This window comes from Bradyrhizobium sp. 14AA, from assembly GCF_054185205.1.
The window spans coordinates 423,743-442,367 of the sequence record NZ_JAVAYM010000002.1 but is presented as its reverse complement, the minus strand read 5'-3'; the positions used below and the strand labels follow the sequence as shown (position 1 = coordinate 442,367).

The window sequence follows — 18,625 nt, the reverse complement described above, 5'->3', positions numbered from 1 at the left end:
TGGTCCGAAGGGAGCGTCCAGGGATGAAACACACAAACATGCGGCTTCCGTTCTTCTACGGCTGGGTCGTGGTCGCGGTGACCTTCGTCACCATGGCGATCGGCGTCAACGCGCGCACGGCGTTCTCGCTGTTCTTTCCGCCCATCATCTCCGAGTTCGGCTGGGAGCGCGGCGTCACCGCGGGTGCCTTCTCGTTCGGCTTCGTGGTCTCGGGCTTCGTCAGCCCGCTGATCGGCCGGCTGATGGACCGCGCCGGCCCGCGCGCGGTGATGGAGCTCGGCGTCGTGCTGATGGGCGGCGGACTGCTGCTTGCGCCGCTCACCAGCGCGCCCTGGCATCTCTACGTCACCATCGGCGTCATGGTCGGTGCCGGCTCGGTGTGTCTCGGCTATTCCGGCCAGTCGCTGTTCCTGCCGAACTGGTTCATCCGCAAGCGGGGCTTTGCCATCGGCATCGCCTTTGCCGGCGTCGGCATCGGCTCGGTGACGCTGCTGCCATGGGTGCAGCACATGATCGAGCAGACCGGCTGGCGCACCGCCTGCACCGCCATGGGCCTGCTTGTCCTGATCGTGCTGGCGCCGGTCAATCTGCTGCTGCGCAAGCGCCCCGAGGACATCGGCCTGCAGCCGGACGGCGATGCCGCCCAGGCCGCGGGCGCGGCAAAACAAATCTCCAACGTGGTCGATCCCGTCTGGGTCAATACCGAATGGACACTGAAGCGCGCCGTCGCGACCGCGCGGTTCTGGTGGATCGCGCTCGGCTATTTCTGCGGCCTGTACATCTGGTACGCGGTGCAGGTGCACCAGACCAAGTTCCTGCTCGACATCGGCTTCAGTTCTTCTGTCGCGGTGTGGGCGCTCGGCATCGTCAGCCTGCTCGGCATTCCCGGCCAGATCCTGCTCGGCCATGTCTCCGACCGGATCGGGCGGGAATGGGTGTGGGCGATCAGCTGCGCGGGCTTTGCGATCTGCTTCGCGGCGCTGATGGCGCTGAAGTTCCAGCCGTCATTGTGGCTGGTTTATCTGATGGTGTTCACGCAGGGCGCGCTCGGCTACGGCCTCACCTCGATCATGGGCGCGGTGGTGTTCGAGATCTTCCAGGGCAGGCACCAGGGCAGCATTTTCGGCACGATCATGCTCGCGGCGCTCGCGGGCGGCGCGGCTGGACCGTGGGTGACCGGCCTGCTCTATGATCGCGCCGGCGATTACACGCTCGCCTTCGGCATCGCGATCCTCGTGAGCGGATTGTCGGCGGTCTCGATCTGGCAGGCCGCGCCGCGCAAGGTGCGAGCGGTGGCCGGCCGACTCCACAGGCTCCACGCGGAACATGCGGACTAGGTTCCGCAAGCACAAAAATACCTTCGCTTCTTTCGCAGAACGTTAAGCATGTCGCGTCTTGGCGGACCGCGGCCGGGTTGCAAAAAGGTCTTGGACACCATCGAAGCGTTAGCGTCGGGCCGATTGCCGCCTCTTGCCGATGCCTCCCGGGTTCACCGATGTCTGCCTTCGATGCTCCAGTGACCGAAACTCCGGACGTGCTTTTGGCGGCGCTCGAACGCGCCGACGACGGCATCGTCATTGTCGACGGCGCGCATCGCATCACGCATTTCAACGCCGGTGCGGAGCGGATCTGGAAGCTCGCGCGCACTGACGTGCTCGGCCGCGATGCCGACATTCTCGCCCTCGATTGCCTTCGGGCCGATCCGGCCACGGATGTCCGCGAGGAGATCAGCCTCGTGCGACACGACGGCAGCCGGATCAGGGCGGCCGTCACGCTGTCCTCAGCGATTGTCGATGGCGTGGTCCGTCACATCGTGTTCGCGCGCGACGTCAGCGCCGATGCCGAGCGCCGCGTCAGGATCGGGCTTCTCCACGCCGTCTCCGACCAGACCAACCGCGCGGTGATCATCACCGATGTCGAGCAGCGCATCGTCTACGTCAATTCGGCCTTCGCGGCGCTGTTCGGCTACACCAGCGAGGAGGCCGAGGGTCATCGCGCAGGCGAGCTGATCGCCGGCCGCCATACCGACCGCAGGGCCGTCGAGAAGCTCATCAAGCGCCTGATGCATGGTGGCCGCCGCGGCGAGGTCGAGGTGCTCGCCTACGACAAGAACGGCGAGGAGATCTGGGTCTGCGCCCGGCTCGACGCTTTCCGCGACAAGAAGGGCAGGGTCAAGCACATCTTTGCGCTGCTCGACGACATCACCGAGACCAAGCAGCTGCGTTCGCTCCAGCAGCTGATCATGGGCTCGCTCGCCGACGAGGTTCCGATCACCGACATCGCCGACAGGCTGTGCCGTCGTGTCGAGGAGATCGCGCCCGATGTCGTCTGCTCGCTGCTTCACGTCGATGCCTCGGGCCTGATCCACCCGCTCGGCGGTCCGAGCCTGCCCGAAGACTATTCCCGCGCGTTGGACGGCGTTGCGATCGGCCCCAATGTGGGCTCCTGCGGCACGGCGGCTTTTTACGGCGTGCCGGTTCTGGCCGAGGATCTCGACACCGACCCGCGCTGGCAGCCTTACAAGGCGATGCCGATGGGGATCGGCCTGCGCGCATGCTGGTCGACCCCGGTCAAGGCCAAGGACGGCCGGGTCATCGCCACCTTCGCGTTCTATTTCCGGGAGCCGCGCGCGCCGAGCAAATGGCATCGGCGCATCGTCGATGCCTGCGTCAATCTCGGCGCCTTCGCGATCGAGCGCAAGGAAGCGCGCGCCGAGATCGCGCGGCTTGCCTATCACGACATTCTCACCGGCCTGCCGAACCGCGCGCAACTGCGCCATCTCATCACCACCGCGATCGATGCCTGCCCCACCGGCAGCCATGTCGCGCTGGCTTTCCTCGACGTCGATCATTTCAAGGACGTCAACGACACGCTCGGTCACGCCGCCGGCGACGAGTTGCTGGTGCAACTCGCGCAGCGCCTGCGCGAACAGATCGGGCCCGAAGACATGTTGGGACGGCTCGGCGGCGACGAGTTCGTCATCCTGCTGCCGCAGCGCAACGCCGAGAGTGCCGAGCGCGTCGCGGCCGGGATCACCGAAGCGCTGTCCGCACCCTTGAGGCTCGGATCGAGACTGATGCCGATGTCGGCCAGCATCGGCATCAGCCTCTATCCCGATCATGCCACCGACATCGACACGCTGATGCAGCAGGCCGACGCCGCCATGTACATGGCCAAGCAGGCGGGCCGCTCGACCCATCGCATCTTCAGCGCCGAGATGAACGGGCTCACCGAGCAGCGGCTGGCGCTGATCGCCGCACTTCGCCGCGCCATCGCGGAAGGCGCGCTGACCCTGAGCTACCAGCCGCAGATCCGCAGCTGCGACGGCGCCATCCACGGCGTCGAGGCGCTGGCGCGCTGGCACGATGAGGTGCTCGGCGACGTCTCGCCGGCAAAATTCATCCAGCTCGCCGAGGAGTGCGGCCTGATCGAGCAGATCGGCCTGTGGTCGGTGCGCGAGGCCTGCCGGCAGATGGCGAGCTGGCGCCGCGCCGGCCTCAACATTCCCTGCGTGTCGGTGAATTTGTCGCCGATCAATTTCCGCAACGTCACGCTGGCCGCGCGCCTCAAGGACATCCTCGCCGAATACGATCTGCCGCCGGATGCGCTGATGCTGGAGATCACCGAAGGCGCGTTCATGCAGGACAGCGTCGCCGCGCTCGAGACCATGAACGCGATCCGCGAGCTCGGCGTCGGGCTCTCGGTGGACGATTTCGGCACCGGCTATTCCAGCCTCAGCCGTCTCGCGCATCTGCCGATCCGCGAGCTCAAGATCGACCGCAGTTTCATGCGCGACATCGAGCGTGACGCGGGCGCGCTCGCGATCGCCACCGCCGTGGTGCGCGTCGGCCAGGGCCTCGGCATGACCGTCGTCGCCGAAGGCGTCGAGACCGAGGGCCAGCGCAAGAGGCTGGCCGAGCTCGGCTGCGACGTCGTGCAAGGCTTCCTCTACGCCCCCGCGCTCGCCCCCGTCGCCTTCGAGCGCTGGCTGATCGAGCACTGCGCCGAGCAGGCGAGAGCGATGCTGGGGCGTCTGGATGTCAAGCCGGTGGGGCGCGATGTCGTGAAGCGGTCGGCGTAGGAGGCGCGTGTAGAGGCTTCTCGCATAAGACAGTTGTCCGATCTGAGAGGAGATCGGACGCTATATGCACGCCGTTGGGAGTTCGGCTTGCTCGTGGCCGAGAAGAGTGTCGCATTTTGGTGACAGCCAGCTTCGGTAAAGCATCAGCGTGGCGGCCCTCGCCTTGGACTGAGGGGAACATCGGTGTAGCGTTCTCTAAGGAACTCCGCGGGGGTTGGGGGCAATGAAAGCCTTGCAGGTCGCCTGCATCGTGGGTGTCATTGCATTCACGGGGATGCACCAAGCTGGCGCAAGCACGCCGGGCGCGAGCGTGCCGGACGCTATGCCGAAAGGGTCCGTGAGCGCCGAGACGCCGGTCCCCAGGGCGGCTTCCGATCTGTCATTGATGGCCCAAGCAAAAATCGACGACGATTCCATCAAGACAAAATCGGAGGCATTGGACCGCCTTGAGGCGGTGCCTCCGGTGCCGGCCACGCGCAATGCATTCGATGATACGTCCAGTCCCGCGCCGGTGAGCCAGGATTTCCGTTATCTCATCTATTACGTGTGGTCCGAATATCCGCCTGCCGAGAAGCCGGCGGATATCGTCTTGAGGTCACTCAAGGACACCGTCGTCGGAACGCCGATCGAGGAGATCAGGCGCGCGTCCGATGCTTTCGGTCTCGATTTCAATTTCATGAAAGCGGTTGCGAAGATCGAGTCCGGGTTCGATCCCAAGCAACGCACGGGGTCGTATATCGGCCTGTTCCAACTGAGTGAGTATGAGTTCAACAAGTTCGGGTCGGGGCAGATTCGCAGTCCTCGCGACAACGCCATTGCGGCAGCCTACAAAGTCATTACCGAAGGCGTGCTGTTCGAGTGGGTGACGCACCAGAAGCCGACCTTGAGCGATCTTTACCTGATCCATCAGCAGGGTTGGGAAGGCGCCGCCGAGCACATACGCCAACCGGACCGCATCGCCTGGAAATCCATGTGTGCCACCGGCGAGGGCATGGAAAAGGGCGAGAAATGGTGCAAACGCGCGATCTGGCGCAATACTCTTCCGGCCGTCAAGCAGGCGTGGAAATCGGTCGACAAGCTAACATCCGGAGCGTTTGTCGGAATGTGGCGCGCGCGGATTGCCGAACTCTATTCGAAATACATGGCCACGGCCACCGCCGAACGGCCGAACCCGTAGCGCTTCAGCGAGACCTGAAAAGACTGCCCGCAGCTTGCGGGCAGCAGTTTCGTGAGGACCTGTTCGGCGAACGATCGTCGACTGATGCACGTCTTATGGAGAGTCCCGCCGCGAGGCGGGACTCTGAAGTGGTTTTGCCGGTCGGACTACTTTTGAGCCGGCTGGCCCGACGTCGAAGGCGGCGGGGCCGTGTTCTGGTTGGTCTGCCCAGGCTGCGTGTTCTGGTTGGTGCTGGGCTGACTGGTGGACTGATTGCTGCTTGGGGCCGGAGCCTGACCGGTGGTCTGGCCCGATGGCGGCTGCGTGGCTGCCTGGCCCGAAGTCGTCGGTTGGTTCTGCTGAGCCTGACCGCTTGTCGATGGCTGGTTCTGCGGAGCCTGACCAGTGGTCTGGTTCTGCTGCCCAGTGGTCTGGTTCTGCTGCGCCGGCGCGTTGGTCTGGCCGGTGGTCGTGTTCTGCGGCGTCGACTGGTCATTCTGTCCCTGACCGACCGTCGTCGATTGGCCCTGCGTGGCGCGGATCTGGTTGGACACGCCAAGCGCAGCGACCGTGCGGGTATCGATCGAGCCGCTGGCCTGGAAACCTTCCTGTCGCTGGAAGGTCATCAGTGCCCGGCGCGTACCGGCGCCGAGGACGCCGTCCGCTTCGCCAGACAGCATGCCACGTTCAATCAGGACCCGTTGAACGACGCGGATCTCGTCGGGGCTGAGATCCAGCGCGGCAACGCTGCCACCGCCACCGCTCGCGCTGCCACGGTGGGCGTAGCGCGTCCGCGGTCCGGCGGGAATGACGTCGACGATCCTGCGGCTTCGGTCGGTGACGACAATCTCGTCATCCACGACGAAGAAGCTGTCGTCGCGATAGTCCGGATAGATGTCGATCAGCGCCGGGTAGGCCGAGACCGCGACCACGGAGATGTTGCGTGGCACGACGACGCCGGCATTGATCCCGAAGTTGATCGCATTGCTGTTGACGCGCACGCGTCCCACATTGCGTGCGTTCAGCACCGACTGCTGCAGGGTTGCTTGCTGCTGCGCGTTGACCTGCACGCGGCCGGACATGCTCTGGGTGGTCCCAGCCTGGGTCTGGGCCTGAGTGTTGGCCTGACCTTGCGAGTTGGCGCCGGTCGTCGTGCCCGGACTCTGCTGCGCATTCTGGCCTTGAGTGCTGCTGTTCGCGTTCGCGCCGGTGGTGGTCGTGCTCTGGCCCTGTGCATTCTTGTCTTGGGCGTTGCTCTTGGTATTCGCGCCGGTGGTCGTCGTGCTCTGACCCTGCGCATTCTTGCCTTGAGCATTGTAGTTGGTATTGGCGCCGGTGTTTGCGCCCGTCGTCGCGTTCTTGTTCTGCTCTGCGCCTTGCGACTGACGCGTGCGGTCGCGGTCGTTGCGGCCCTGTCCGGCGGTCTGATCCTTCTGACCGCTCTTCTCGCTATCGGACTTCGACGGGCGCGCGCTGTCCCGATCGCTGCGGCTCTGACCGACCGTCTGGCCCTTGCCCTGCTTCTCCTGTTCGGATTGCGACTGACGCGCGTTGTCGCGGTCGCGGCCCTGGCCGACGGTCTGCTTGTCGGTCTTGTCGGCCTTGTCGGCGGCTCGGCTGTTATCGTGGGTCGCTGCGGGACTCTCGGCTCGACCGCCAGTGCGGCCCTGTGTCATTCCTTCGTTGTGGGAAGCGCCACCCTGCGACGTCGCGCCGCCGGAGCGGCCGTGTTCCGCAGCATCTTCGCGGGCTCCTCCGCCGGCGCTCATTCCGCCGCCGGTACCTTCACGCATGCCTTGCGCCGACGCCAGGCTGACGCCGGCGAGCAGCACTGCTGTGGTCAGCAGGAACTTTTTCTTTCCAGTGTTCATCTGAAACTCCTCAGGTTTGCTTTGCTGCAGTGGCGCGGCCTCCCTCCCGATGCGACCGCGCGCGTTGAACTCGCTGGGTCGAAGCTTCGACCAGCCGATCAGTTTGAGTGCTCAGCGTCCCGCGCCGGTCCAGCCTTGCGGCCTCACATCACCAGTGATGGTGCCAACGATGGTGATACGGTCCGCCGTAATAGGCGTAGGCGGGACGTACGACGCGGCGATAGCGGTAGCCGTAATAGGCCGGGGCATAACCAGTGCTGTAGTAGGTCGTGGTGTAGCCGCCCCAGGGATAGGGCTCATAGCCGCCGTAATACGCCGGTGCGTAACCGCCGCCGTAATAGCCGGGGTCGCCATAGTAGCCGTAACCCGGACCATACGCGTAAGCGGATGAGGCGAGGCCGCCGATCACGGCACCTGCGATCAATCCGCCCGCCAGCGCCGGACCGAAACCGCCGCGCCAGCGGGCTTCCGCTGGCGTTGGTGCTGCCACGGCGCTCGCGCCGAGCGCACCGACGGTTGCCAGGACAAGCGCAGTCTTTTGCATGTGCGTCCCTCCTTCGTTGGTGTTTCGATGTTGGGCCAACATCAGCGACGGGCAAAAGTTGCAACCGCGCCCCTGCGAGCGACGAGAGTCTGACAGACGAAACAGGCGTTCCATCTCGATGACTTCGCGTCTGCCGATGGCTGCCGCCTCACTGAGCGCGATGGTTGAAGAGATCGGCACGCCTGGCTGTTCCGCGTCGCTGCTGGAGCGCTGGTGCGGAGCGTTCGTTCGCAAGGCTGCGGCGGTTTAGCGCACGCGCGGCTCTACTCCCCGTCCTCCGCCGCAAATCCGTGATCGCGCGGAAGAAGCTGTCGGCGGGCGGCGTCTCGAGGTCGATCAGCCGGTGCGGGCGAAAGCCGTCTTCCAGCGCCAGCACGACAGAAGCCATCCAGGGCGGGTTCGGATGTCGCCGCTCGCCTTGCTCTTCAACGTCGCCTCGACGATGTCGGCGACCAGCTTGCGCCGTGCGTGCTGGCGCCAGCCTGCGTCACCTCACACGGTCGTGCCCGGCTCGTCCTTCTCACCGAGCACGCCGAGCCGCTCGGCAATCCTGACCAGTTCGACCACCGATTGGACCTGAAGCTTGGCCATGATCGCGCTCCGATGCGCCTTGATGGTCCGCTCGGAGCTGCCGAGCTCGCGCGCGGCGTGCTTGTTCGTCTTGCCCTGGACGATGATCTGGAAGACCTGCCGCTGGCGCGGGGTCAGCGTCGAAAGCCGGCCCCGAAGCGCGTCCAGCTCGCCGTCGAGTTCGCGCGCATTGCGATGCCGCGCGATCGCGCGTGCGATGGCTTTGAGAAGATCGTCCGAGCCGACAGGCTTGATGAAGAAGTCGTCCGCGCCCGCCTTGATCGCCTTCACCGTGATGCTGACGTCGGGATAAGCGCTCAGAAAGATGATGGGCAGCGTGGATCCGCGCTCGGTCAAGCGGCTCTGTAACTCGAGCCCGCTCATGCCCGGCATCCTGACATCCAGCAGAATGCAGCCCTTACTTTCGTCGGGCTGCTGCTCCAGCAATTGCTGCGCCGATGCATAGGTGGCGACGCGGTATCCGCTTGCCTCTAGAACTTGTTGGATGGCCGATAGGTACGATGTGTCGTCATCCACGACATGGACGATGCCGGGCAATGATGTCTCCTGAACGAAAAGTAGCTGCTGTGCTTGCTTTTCTTGATTGTTGGTGCAGCGCCTTCTCGCCCGGTCATTGCCGGATCACGTCGCTCTTGATTGGCAGTTACGTCCTGGAATCGCGAGGTGCAAATTAAATCTGGTACAGCATGCGGCGCCGGACGTTCAGTGTGACCTTTTGATCGCAAACGCGCGCGACAGGGCCGAATGGGGGGATAATCGTCAACAGAAAGCCATATCCTAGTTCGACGAAAGTCCTGTCCTGCGCCGCAAGTCCGTAATTGCACGCAGAAAGCTGTCGGCCGGCGTCGTCTCGGGATCGATCAGCCGGTGCAGGCGAAAGCCGTCTTCGAGCGCGAGCACGACGGAGGCGATCCAGGGCGGGTTGAGATTGTCGTTGCGCCCGTTGCTCTTCAACGTCGCCTCGACGATGTCGGCGACGAGCTTGCGCCGCGCGCGCAGGCGTTTGGCGAGTTCGGGCCGGCGCTTTTCGGCGCGCGCGACGAACAGGATCATCTCCATGTGCAGGAGCGGCGAGCGGGCGAGGGGGTCCTGCCTGCTGCGGTCCATCGTCTTCAGCGCCGCGATGAAGTCGTCGAGATTGTCGTGCTGGGCGAGGATGTCGAGGTTGCGCCGGATCGACTGTTCGACATGGTCCTCGAGCATGGCGATGATCAGCTCGTCCTTGCTCTTGAAGTTCGAATAGAACGCGCCGCGCGTGAAGCCCGCCGCGGCCGCGATCGCCTCGATGCTGGCGCCGCCGATGCCGTCGTCCTCGAACACGCGCGCGGCCGCCTCGAACAGCTTGTCGCGCGTATCGTCCCTGGTCGGCCTGGTTCTCACCCTTGACATCGGCGCAGGTTAGGGCAGAATGCAACTCGATACAACAATGTATCGAGTTGATGAATGACTCGAACGATCAGGGGATGGTTACGCCGCGCGAGCAGGGAAGCGTCGGCGTATTCGTGTCATGCGGCAACCGATTGAGGTCACCATGAACGAGCACGTGCAAGGCGCCGGCGGCGGGCCGCTGTTCAATCCGCTCTCGCCCGACTTCATCCGCGATCCCTATCCGCATTACGACCGCCTGCGCACGATCGATCCGGTCCATGTGACGCCGTTCGGCCAGTTCGTCACCAGCCGCCACGCCGATGTCAGCCTCGTGATGCGCGACAAGCGCTTCGGCAAGGATTTCGTCGAGCGCTCCAAGCGCCGCTATAGCGAAAAGATCATGGACGAGCCGGTGTTCCGCAGCATGAGCCACTGGATGCTGCAGGCCGATCCGCCCGACCACACCCGCCTGCGCGGCCTCGTCGTGAAGGCATTCACCGCGCGCCGGGTCGAGGACATGCGTCCCCGAATTCAGCAGATCGTCGACCAGGCCATCGATGCCGTGATCGACCGCGGCCACATGGACCTGATCGAGGATTTCGCTTTCCGCCTGCCCGTGACCATCATCTGCGAGATGCTCGGCATCCCCGAGGATCATCGCGAAGTCTTCTACAAGAGCTCGCGCGACGGCGGGCGGCTGCTCGACCCCGTGCCCTTGTCGCCCGAGGAGATCAAGCAGGGTAACGCCGGAAATCTGATGGCGCAGATGTACTTCCAGCAGCTGTTCGAGCTGCGCCGCAAAAATCCCGGCGACGACCTCATCACACAGCTGGTGCAGGCCGAGGAGGACGGCAACAAACTCACCAACGAGGAGCTGACCGCCAACATCATCCTCTTGTTCGGCGCCGGCCACGAAACCACCGTCAACCTGATCGGCAACGGTCTGCTCGCCCTGCACCGCAATCCGGATCAGCTCGCGCTGCTCAAGGCGCGCCCCGAACTGATGGTGGGCGCGATCGAGGAGTTCCTGCGCTACGATTCGTCCGTGCAGATGACCGGGCGCGTGGCGCTGGAGGACATCGACGACCTCGGCGGCAAGAAAATCCCCAAGGGCGAGACCGTGCTGTGCCTGCTCGGCTCGGCCAACCGCGATCCGGCGGTCTATCCCGATCACCCCGACCGGCTGGACGTCACCCGCCAGAATGTGAAGCCGCTGTCGTTCGGCGGCGGCATCCACTTCTGTCTTGGCGCCCAATTGGCGCGCATCGAGGCCGAGATCGCCATTGCCACGCTGCTGCGGCGGCTGCCCGACTTGCGCATCGACGACGTCGAGAACCCGGAATGGCGGTCGACCTTCGTGCTGCGTGGCCTGAAGCGGCTGCCGGCGAGCTGGTGAGCTGCCAGCGTTAACCTCCGCGCGGAACAGTCGCTGTGACTTCGCCACACTTCCCTCTATATAAGGGGCTGTTCCGGCGTGCCTGAGGCCCTTAGGCTCGGCCCGGGCCGATTTGGCCGAGGGGAGACCCGTGCAGACGACGCTGCTCGGATTGGCAATTGCCTTCATCATTGCGCTTCTGGCGGCGCTGATCGGGCCTTACTTCATCGACTGGAACCAGTTCAGGCCCCAGTTCGAGGCGGAGGCTGGCCGGATCATCGGCGTGCCGGTGCGGGTGGCGGGCGAGCTGGATGCGCGGCTGCTGCCGGCGCCGACGTTGCGGCTGCGCTCGGTCACCTTCGGCGGCAACAACGATCTCGGCCGCCTGCGCGCCGACAAGCTCGACGTCGAGTTCAGCCTGGGCTCCCTGATGCGCGGCGAATGGCGCGCCACGGAGCTGACCGTCAACGGCATGGCGGTCGATCTTGGCCTCGACGCACGCGGGCGGGTCGATCTGCCGTCGACTTCCAGCGGCACCTTCAATCTGGCGTCGCTGGCGATCGAACGGGTGAACCTCACCGGCCGCATCGCCCTGCATGATGCCGCGAGCCGCTCGACGCTCGAGCTTAGCAACATCGCCTTCTCCGGCGACGTGCGCTCGCTCGCCGGCTCGGTGCGCGGCGACGGCAGTTTCACCGCCTCCGGGGTGCGCTACCCGTTCCGCATCTCCTCCGGCCCGAGCGCCGACGGTGCCGCGACGCGTCTCCATCTCAACATCGATCCCGGCGAGCGCGCCATCCTGGCCGATCTCGAAGGCGTGCTCGCCTTCGACAACCGCCTGCCGAAATTCGACGGCGCGCTGACGCTTGCCGTGCCGGCGCCGAAGAAGCCGGGCGAGGCGGGGCCGACGCCGTGGAAGCTCACGACCAAGCTCAAGGCTGATCCGGCCGGCGCGAAGTTCGAGCAGGTCGACGCGAGCTTCGGCACGGAAGATACCGCGCTGAAGCTCGGCGGCGTCGGCGATCTCAGGTTCGGCGCTTCGCCGCTGCTGCGCGCGGTGCTGTCGGCGCGCCAAGTCGACGCCGACAAGCTGACGGCCAGGAACGATGCCGAGCCGCTGCGCATCCTGCCGGCGCTGCGTGCGGGTCTTGCGGCAATCCCGCAGGCGCCGATCCCGGCGCAGATCGAATTCAACTCCGACCAGATCATGCTCGGCGGCCGTCCGCTGCAGAACATCGTGGCCGAGCTGCAGACCGATGGACGGTCCTGGACCTTCCGGCGGCTCGAGCTGCGCGCGCCCGGCATGACGCAGCTCTCGCTCAATGGCGCGGCGCCCGGCGCCGACAGTTTCAGCGGCCGTCTCAGCGTGGAATCCTCCGACCCCGATACGCTGGTGGCCTGGCTGCAGGGCCGCAGCGAGATCAACCGCCGCAGCACGCGGCCGCTGCGCCTTGCCGGCGACGTCACGATCGCCGCCAACCATCTCGCCATCGACAAGCTCAAAGCCGATGTCGAAGGCGGCACTGTGGAGGGGCGCGTCGCCTTCGTGCAAACAGGCGCGAGCAAGGGCTCGCGGATCGACGCCGAGCTGAAGGCCGACCGGCTCGATCTCGACGCCGCCGCGAGCTTCGTGCGCGCGCTCGCGGGGCCGCAGGGCGAATGGCCGGAAGAGGCAAAGCTCTCGCTCGATGTCGGCCGCGCGATCTCGGCCGGCCAGGAGCTGAAGCCGTTCGCGGCGAAGCTCGGCTACAATCCGAACGCGCTGTCGCTGGAGCTGTTGCGTTTCGGCCAGGCGAGCGGCGTGACCACGGAGGCGAGCGGCAGCTTCGATCGCACCAGGGCGACCGGCAAGCTCGCGCTGAAATCCTCCGCCAATTCGCTGCGCGAGCTCACCGCGCTGATCGAGCCGTTCGCGCCGTCGGCGCGCGCGCGGTTCGATGCCATCTCCTCACTGCCCGGTGCGACGCGCCTGAAGCTCGATCTCAGCCTCGACAAGAACGCGGAACATGCCGATCGCAACGACGCGCGCGCCGTGCTCGATCTCGATGCGCCGCAGCTCAAGGCCACCGCGACGCTGGCCGCGCAGACGCCGGTTGCCGCAATCAACGGCGTCGATATCGACAAATTGCGCAACAGCGACTTCACGCTGGAGACGAAAGTCTCGTCCCAGCAGGCCGGCGCGCTGCTGGCGCTGCTCGGGCTCGATCGCGTGGCGGCTCCGGGCGAGGGGGCTTCGCAGTTCGAGGGCAGACTGAGCGGGGCCTGGCGCCGGCCGCTGCAATTGAGCGCAAAGCTCAGCGGCGGCGGGCTCGACGCTGACGCGCAAGGCAGCGTCGAATTGTCGGAGCCGAAAGCCAGCGTGAATCTGCGCGTGCGCAATGCCAATCTGGCGCCGCTGTTCGGCACCGGCGCGGCCGACAAGTCGACGCAGAACGTCGGCCTGTCCTCGCGCCTCACGCTGTCCGGCAACCGCCTGACCTTCGACGATCTCGACAGCAGCGTTTCAGGCTCGCATCTGCGCGGTCATCTCGCGGTCACGCTCGATCAGGACAAGAGCGTCGATGGCGAAGTGGGCCTCGATACGCTCGACCTCGTGCCCGCGCTCGCGATGGCGATCGGCGCGGCCGGACGCGAGTCCGGCGAGCCGCTGAACGCAGGTCTGGTCGGCGGCTGGCGCGGCCGCATCGGCTTCCAGGCGTTGCGCGGGACGCTGCCCGGCGGCATCGAGCTGCGCCCGTTCGGCGGCACGATCCGGAGCGACGGCCAGTCGCTCGCGCTCGATGCGCTCAAGGGTGGCCTCAGTGGCGGCGAGATGTCGGCGAGCCTCGATGCCCGCAACGGCGCCAATGGTCTGACGCTGAACGCGCGCATCGATCTCAGCAATGTCGATGCGGCCACGCTGCGCTATCGCGATCTCGCGCTGCCGAAGGGGCGCGCCTCGGTGCAGATGGCGCTGACCAGCCAGGGCCGCAGCGTTGCGGCCTTGACCGGCGCGCTCGCCGGCAACGGCACGGTGACGCTGGACTCCGCCGAGATCGCCGGCCTCAATCCCCGCGCCTTCGAGATCGCCATCCGCGCCAGCGATGGCGGGCAGGTCAGTGACGACAACCGCCTGCGGCAGCTGGTCGAGCCCGCGCTCGCGGCCGCGCCGATCGCGGTGACTTCGGCGCAGATCCCGTTCACGATCCGCGACGGCCGCTTGCGCGTCGGCGCAACGCCGCTCGAAGCCAAGAACGCCCGCGCCATCGTCTCCGGCGGCTACGACATTCCCGCCGACCAGGCCGACATCCGCGCCAGCCTGACGCCGATCATGAACGGGCTCTCCGGTGCGCCGCCGGAGATCCAGCTATTTGCGGCGGGGCCGCCCGACAGGCTCAACCGCACGATCGATCTCGCGCCCCTGTCGTCGTGGCTTGCGGTGCGCACGATCGATCGCGAGACGCGCCGGCTGGATGCGATCGAGCGCGGCGAGCCGCCGCCGGCGACCGCTGCGCTGCCGACGCTGGTGTCTCCGGAGGCAGCGCCCGAGCAGGCGCCGGCCATTGTGCCGTTGCCGGGCCAGGATCCACGCCGCACGCCGCCAAAGCCGAAAGCCGCGCCGACGCCGAAGGCGCCGCAGGCCGCGCCCGCCGCACCAAGTCCTCCACTCACGAACCCGCCGCTCGCAAGCCAGCAGGCCGCGCCCTTGCCGCCGCCGATCGAGGTGAGGCCGGCCCCGGGCCCGCCGCCGGCAAAGCCGAAGCCAAAGCCGCCGCTGGTGCTGACGCCGCAGAATCCGTGAGGGGCGTTGTTTGGAGGGGGCGGGCCGCGTGCTCTCTTAACCTCTCCCGCTTGCGGGAGAGGTCGGCGCGAAGCGCCGGGTGAGGGCTCTCTCCGCTTTGGGATTATCCCGTTGTGGAGACACCCTCTCCCGCAAGCGGGAGAGGGAGCGCACCTCCCGAGCCGCCTTGTCCGCCGGTAAACCCATTCCCTCGCATTTGAATGAATTTTGCCCGGCAAAACTGCTTGACCGATTTTACTGGATTCTCGCGTTTCATCTCTAGCGTCAGGTCCCAGAGGAATCCGGCGTCCTGCCCGCACAAGCAGGATGTCTCGCCAAAGAGCTACCAAGAACTGGGGTCATGAGATGGACGGGGCGAAAACGCTTCTACAGGATCTGGACGACGCGATCGCACGCGGCACCGACGAAAGCCGGGCGAAGGCGTTGTGGCATGCGACCGACATTCTGATCACCGGCCGCTACAGCGACGACGAGATCAGCATGTTCGGCGAGGTGATCGGCCGGCTCGCCGACGAGATCGAGGTCGCTGCGCGCGCGCAGCTCTCCGAATTGATGTCGGCCTGCGACCACGCGCCGCTCAACGTCATCGAGAAGCTCGCCCTCGACGACGAGATCGAGGTCGCCGGTCCCGTGCTGCGCGACTCCACGCGGATCGATGAGAAGATGCTGATCGAGAGCGCCATGACCAAGGGCCAGGCGCATCTGCTCGCGATCGCCCAGCGCCAGTCGATCGGCGAGGCCGTCACCGACGTGCTGGTCAAGCGCGGCGACCAGGAGGTCGTGACCTCGGTTGCGAAGAACGAGGGCGCCCGCTTCTCCGGCTCCGGCCTGCTGCACATGGTCCGCCGCGCCGAGGGCGATTCGATCCTCGCCGAGCAGCTGGGCCTGCGCAAGGACGTGCCGCGCCACATCTTCCAGCAGCTGATCTCGAAGGCGTCGGAAGACGTCCGCCGCCGCCTCGAGACCGAGCGGCCCGAAATGATGGCGCAGATCCAGAGCTCGGTGACCGAGGTCACCGGCGATCTTCAGTCCAAGTTCGGCCCGTCCTCGCGCAGCTATTTCGTCGCCAAGCGCGTGGTGACGACGCAGTATCGCCAGGGCAACCTCAACCAGGATTCGATCTCGAACTATGCGCGCCAGCACCGCTTCGACGAGGTGCAGATCGGCCTGTCGCTGCTCTCGGCGCTGCCGGTCGACGTGATCGAGCGCGCGATGATGGACCGCAACCGCGAGATGATTCTGGTGCTGTGCAAGGCGCTCGACTTCTCCTGGGACACCACCATGTCGCTGTTGTTCCTCGGCGCCAAGGATCATCTGATCACGGCGCGCGAGCTCCACGACAACGAGCGCGATTTCGGCCGGCTCAAGATCGAGACCTCGCGCAGCGTCCTGAAGTTCTACCAGTCGCGCAAGAACAGCGCGGGTGCCGATTCAGCTACGGGCCGTCAGCCCGAGCTGCAGGTCCACTGAGCATCGTCCCGGAATTCGAAGGGGAGTATTTGCAATGTTGCCTCAATTCGGCACCGCGGTTCGCAAGAAGAACCTCACCAACACCGTCACCGCCGATCTCGGCGGCGGAGCGCCGGACAAGGCCTCGGTGGATGCAGCCTGGCTCGTGCTCGAAGCCGCCAACGACCTCGGCGACCACGCCGCGATCGAAGCCTGCCGCCGCGTCATCGACGCCGAGCTGAACGGCACCGTCGCCGGCAGCTCCGATATCGAGCTCGTGCTGGGGTATTTCAGATAGACCTTCGTAGCCCGGATGAGCTCAGCTCGATCCGGGCGACGCGGCTTCAGACCGTGAGCATCGTCTTGATTGCGCGCCGCTCGTCCATGGCGCGGTATCCTTCGGCGACCTGCGACAGCGGGAGCTTGAGATCGAACACCTTGCCGGGCTTGATCTTGCCGGCAAGCACACGGTCGATCAGGTCCGGCAGGAAGCGCCGGACGGGTGCGGGACCGCCCAGCATCCGCCGCTGCGCGAAAAACATCGCCTGGCCGTCGAAGGTCACGCCGTGCGGCACGCCGACATAGCCGATCGATCCACCGGGCCGCGAGCAGGCGATCGCCTGCGCCATCGATTCCTGCGTGCCCACGCACTCCAGAACGGATTCGGCGCCGACGCCGTCGGTGAGATCCTTGATGCGGGCAATGCCCTCTTCGCCGCGTTCTGCCACGATGTCGGTCGCGCCGAATTCGGTGGCGAGCTGTTGCCGCGCCTTGTGGCGGCTCATGGCGATGATCCGCTCGGCGCCCATCTGCTTGGCCGCCAGCACGCCCATCAGCCCGACGGCGCCGTCCCCGACCACGACAGCGGTCGACCCTGCGCGAACGTTGGCGGCGTCGGCGGCATACCACCCGGTGCCGAGCACGTCGGAGGTCGCGAGCAGATCGGGAATGAGATCGGGCGAGGGGAGCTCGGCGGTCGCGACCAGCGTGCCGTCGGCCAGCGGCACGCATGCGTAGGGCGCCTGCGCGCCGGACATGAACTCGCGCTGGACGCAGGAGGAATGGAAGCCGAAGCGGCAATGCGGGCAGGTGTTGTCGGAGATGCAGAACGAGCCGACGACGAACTGCCCGGGCCGCACCGTCTTCACTTCGCTCCCGACCTCGACCACGACACCGCAATATTCGTGGCCCATATGCGCGGGGCCGTCGATCGGCTGCTGGCCGCGATAGGGCCAGAGGTCCGACCCGCAGATGCAGGTCGCCGACAGCTTGATGATGGCGTCGGTGGGCTTGAGGATTTTGGGATCGTCGACCGCTTCGCAGCGAATGTCGCCGGGACCGTACATGAGTGTTGCCAGCATGACTTTAGCCTTTCGCGTTTGACCATTGAGATAGCCGGCCGGGCGCGATCCGATTAGATGGATTAATCCGCTTGCTTTGATCGATGGGATGCATAAATGGGAACTCTCGGCGGCGGAGACCCATGGCCCAGCAGGATTTCAACGACCTCCTCAGTTTCCTCACGATCGCCAGGGAGCTCAGCTTCACCAAGGCGGCCGCCAAGCTCGGCATCGCGCAGTCGACGCTGAGCTACACCATCAAGCGTCTCGAGGAGCAGATGGGTATCCGGCTCCTGACGCGGACGACCCGCAGCGTCGGCCTGACGGAGGCCGGCGAACGGCTGCGACAGTCGATGGCGCCGCGCATTGCGGAGATCGAGGCCGACATCGCCGACCTCATGGCGTTCCGCGACAAGCCGTCGGGACGGATCAGGATGACGATCTCGGAACACGCCTTCCAAAGCGTGGTGTGGCCGAAGCTGGAGCCGGTCCTGAAGGACTATCCGGACATCAAGCTCGAAGTCAGCCTCGACAGCGGATTTCGCAACATCGTCGAGGACGGATTCGACGCCGGCGTCCGCCTTGGCGAGAGCGTCGAGAAGGACATGGTCGCGGTGCGGATCGGGCCGGACTGGCGTCTGGTGGCCGTGGCCTCACCCGGCTACTTCGCCGAACATGGCGCGCCGAGACATCCCCACGATCTGGTCCGGCACAATTGCATCAACCTGCGCATGGAACGGGCCGGCGGGCTTTATGCGTGGGAATTCGCCAAGCGGGGCCAGGAGCTGCGCGTCCGGGTCGACGGCCAGCTGACGTTCAACAATTCCTACGCCCAGGTCGACGCGGCGCTGAAGGGATACGGCATCGCCTATGCGCCGGAGGACATCGTGGCGCGCCACATCGCTGCGGGCGACCTCACGCTGATCCTGGACGACTGGTCGCCGGCGTTCGACGGATACCACATCTACTATCCGAGCCGGCGCCAGAACTCGCCCGCCTTCAAGATCATCGTCGACGCGCTGCGCCATCGCGGCGAGTGATGGCGCAAAAAGGCCCCGCCGAAGCGAGG

14 protein-coding genes are annotated in these 18,625 nt (G+C 65.9%); 8 read left to right on the top strand and 6 right to left on the bottom strand.

Translation table 11 applies throughout. From position 1 onward, the window contains the following. Positions 1-38: 38 nt before the first annotated feature. The 3 genes from RAD15_RS07085 to RAD15_RS07075 all read left to right on the top strand — a co-directional run bounded on the left by RAD15_RS07085 (position 39) and on the right by RAD15_RS07075 (position 5,258). On the top strand, positions 39-1,337 hold the full coding sequence (locus RAD15_RS07085; RefSeq protein WP_458176072.1) for an MFS transporter: 1,299 nt from the start codon (positions 39-41) through the stop codon (positions 1,335-1,337). A gap of 158 nt (positions 1,338-1,495) precedes the next feature. Next, a complete protein-coding gene (locus RAD15_RS07080; RefSeq protein WP_458175780.1) occupies positions 1,496-4,081 on the top strand; it encodes an EAL domain-containing protein in 2,586 nt (861 codons plus the stop codon). Between the two features lie 223 nt (positions 4,082-4,304). Then, positions 4,305-5,258 (top strand): transglycosylase, encoded by a 954-nt coding sequence (locus RAD15_RS07075; RefSeq protein ID WP_458175778.1) that lies wholly within the window; start codon positions 4,305-4,307, stop codon positions 5,256-5,258. Between the two features lie 146 nt (positions 5,259-5,404). On the opposite strand, the gene RAD15_RS07070 is transcribed toward RAD15_RS07075, so the two are convergent. The 5 genes from RAD15_RS07070 to RAD15_RS07050 all read right to left on the bottom strand — a co-directional run bounded on the left by RAD15_RS07070 (position 5,405) and on the right by RAD15_RS07050 (position 9,632). Continuing rightward, positions 5,405-7,069: a peptidoglycan-binding protein gene (locus RAD15_RS07070; RefSeq protein ID WP_458175776.1), complete on the bottom strand. Its 1,665-nt coding sequence runs from the start codon at positions 7,067-7,069 to the stop codon at positions 5,405-5,407. 187 nt (positions 7,070-7,256) lie between these two features. Further along, complete coding sequence (locus RAD15_RS07065; RefSeq protein WP_458175774.1) at positions 7,257-7,652, bottom strand: hypothetical protein; 396 nt, start codon at positions 7,650-7,652, stop codon at positions 7,257-7,259. 148 nt (positions 7,653-7,800) lie between these two features. Then, entirely contained in the window at positions 7,801-8,040 is a 240-nt protein-coding gene (locus tag RAD15_RS07060; RefSeq protein WP_458175772.1) for a hypothetical protein, read from the bottom strand. A gap of 104 nt (positions 8,041-8,144) precedes the next feature. Further along, positions 8,145-8,780: a response regulator transcription factor gene (locus RAD15_RS07055; RefSeq protein ID WP_458175770.1), complete on the bottom strand. Its 636-nt coding sequence runs from the start codon at positions 8,778-8,780 to the stop codon at positions 8,145-8,147. 240 nt (positions 8,781-9,020) lie between these two features. Beyond that, a complete protein-coding gene (locus RAD15_RS07050) occupies positions 9,021-9,632 on the bottom strand; it encodes a TetR/AcrR family transcriptional regulator (protein ID WP_458175768.1) in 612 nt (203 codons plus the stop codon). 142 nt (positions 9,633-9,774) lie between these two features. On the opposite strand from RAD15_RS07050, the gene RAD15_RS07045 reads away from it, so the two are divergent. From RAD15_RS07045 to RAD15_RS07030, 4 genes are all read left to right on the top strand, one after another. Next, positions 9,775-11,007, top strand: a complete 1,233-nt coding sequence (locus RAD15_RS07045; protein WP_458176070.1) for a cytochrome P450 — start codon at positions 9,775-9,777, stop codon at positions 11,005-11,007. 130 nt (positions 11,008-11,137) lie between these two features. Beyond that, the gene (locus RAD15_RS07040; RefSeq protein WP_458175766.1) at positions 11,138-14,767 is read left to right on the top strand and encodes an AsmA family protein; all 3,630 of its coding nucleotides are present in this window, start codon (positions 11,138-11,140) and stop codon (positions 14,765-14,767) included. Positions 14,768-15,112: 345 nt separating this feature from the next. Beyond that, positions 15,113-16,237: a DUF2336 domain-containing protein gene (locus RAD15_RS07035; protein ID WP_458175764.1), complete on the top strand. Its 1,125-nt coding sequence runs from the start codon at positions 15,113-15,115 to the stop codon at positions 16,235-16,237. A gap of 34 nt (positions 16,238-16,271) precedes the next feature. Next, positions 16,272-16,514 carry a hypothetical protein gene (locus RAD15_RS07030; RefSeq protein ID WP_458175762.1) on the top strand — a complete coding sequence of 81 codons (243 nt, stop codon included), beginning with the start codon at positions 16,272-16,274 and terminating at the stop codon, positions 16,512-16,514. A 46-nt stretch (positions 16,515-16,560) separates the two neighbouring features. Here the strand turns inward: RAD15_RS07030 and RAD15_RS07025 are convergent, their stop codons facing one another. Then, the gene (locus RAD15_RS07025) at positions 16,561-17,577 is read right to left on the bottom strand and encodes a zinc-dependent alcohol dehydrogenase family protein (protein WP_458175760.1); all 1,017 of its coding nucleotides are present in this window, start codon (positions 17,575-17,577) and stop codon (positions 16,561-16,563) included. A gap of 122 nt (positions 17,578-17,699) precedes the next feature. On the opposite strand from RAD15_RS07025, the gene RAD15_RS07020 reads away from it, so the two are divergent. After that, positions 17,700-18,596: a LysR family transcriptional regulator gene (locus tag RAD15_RS07020; RefSeq protein ID WP_458175758.1), complete on the top strand. Its 897-nt coding sequence runs from the start codon at positions 17,700-17,702 to the stop codon at positions 18,594-18,596. The last annotated feature ends 29 nt before the right edge of the window (positions 18,597-18,625 follow it).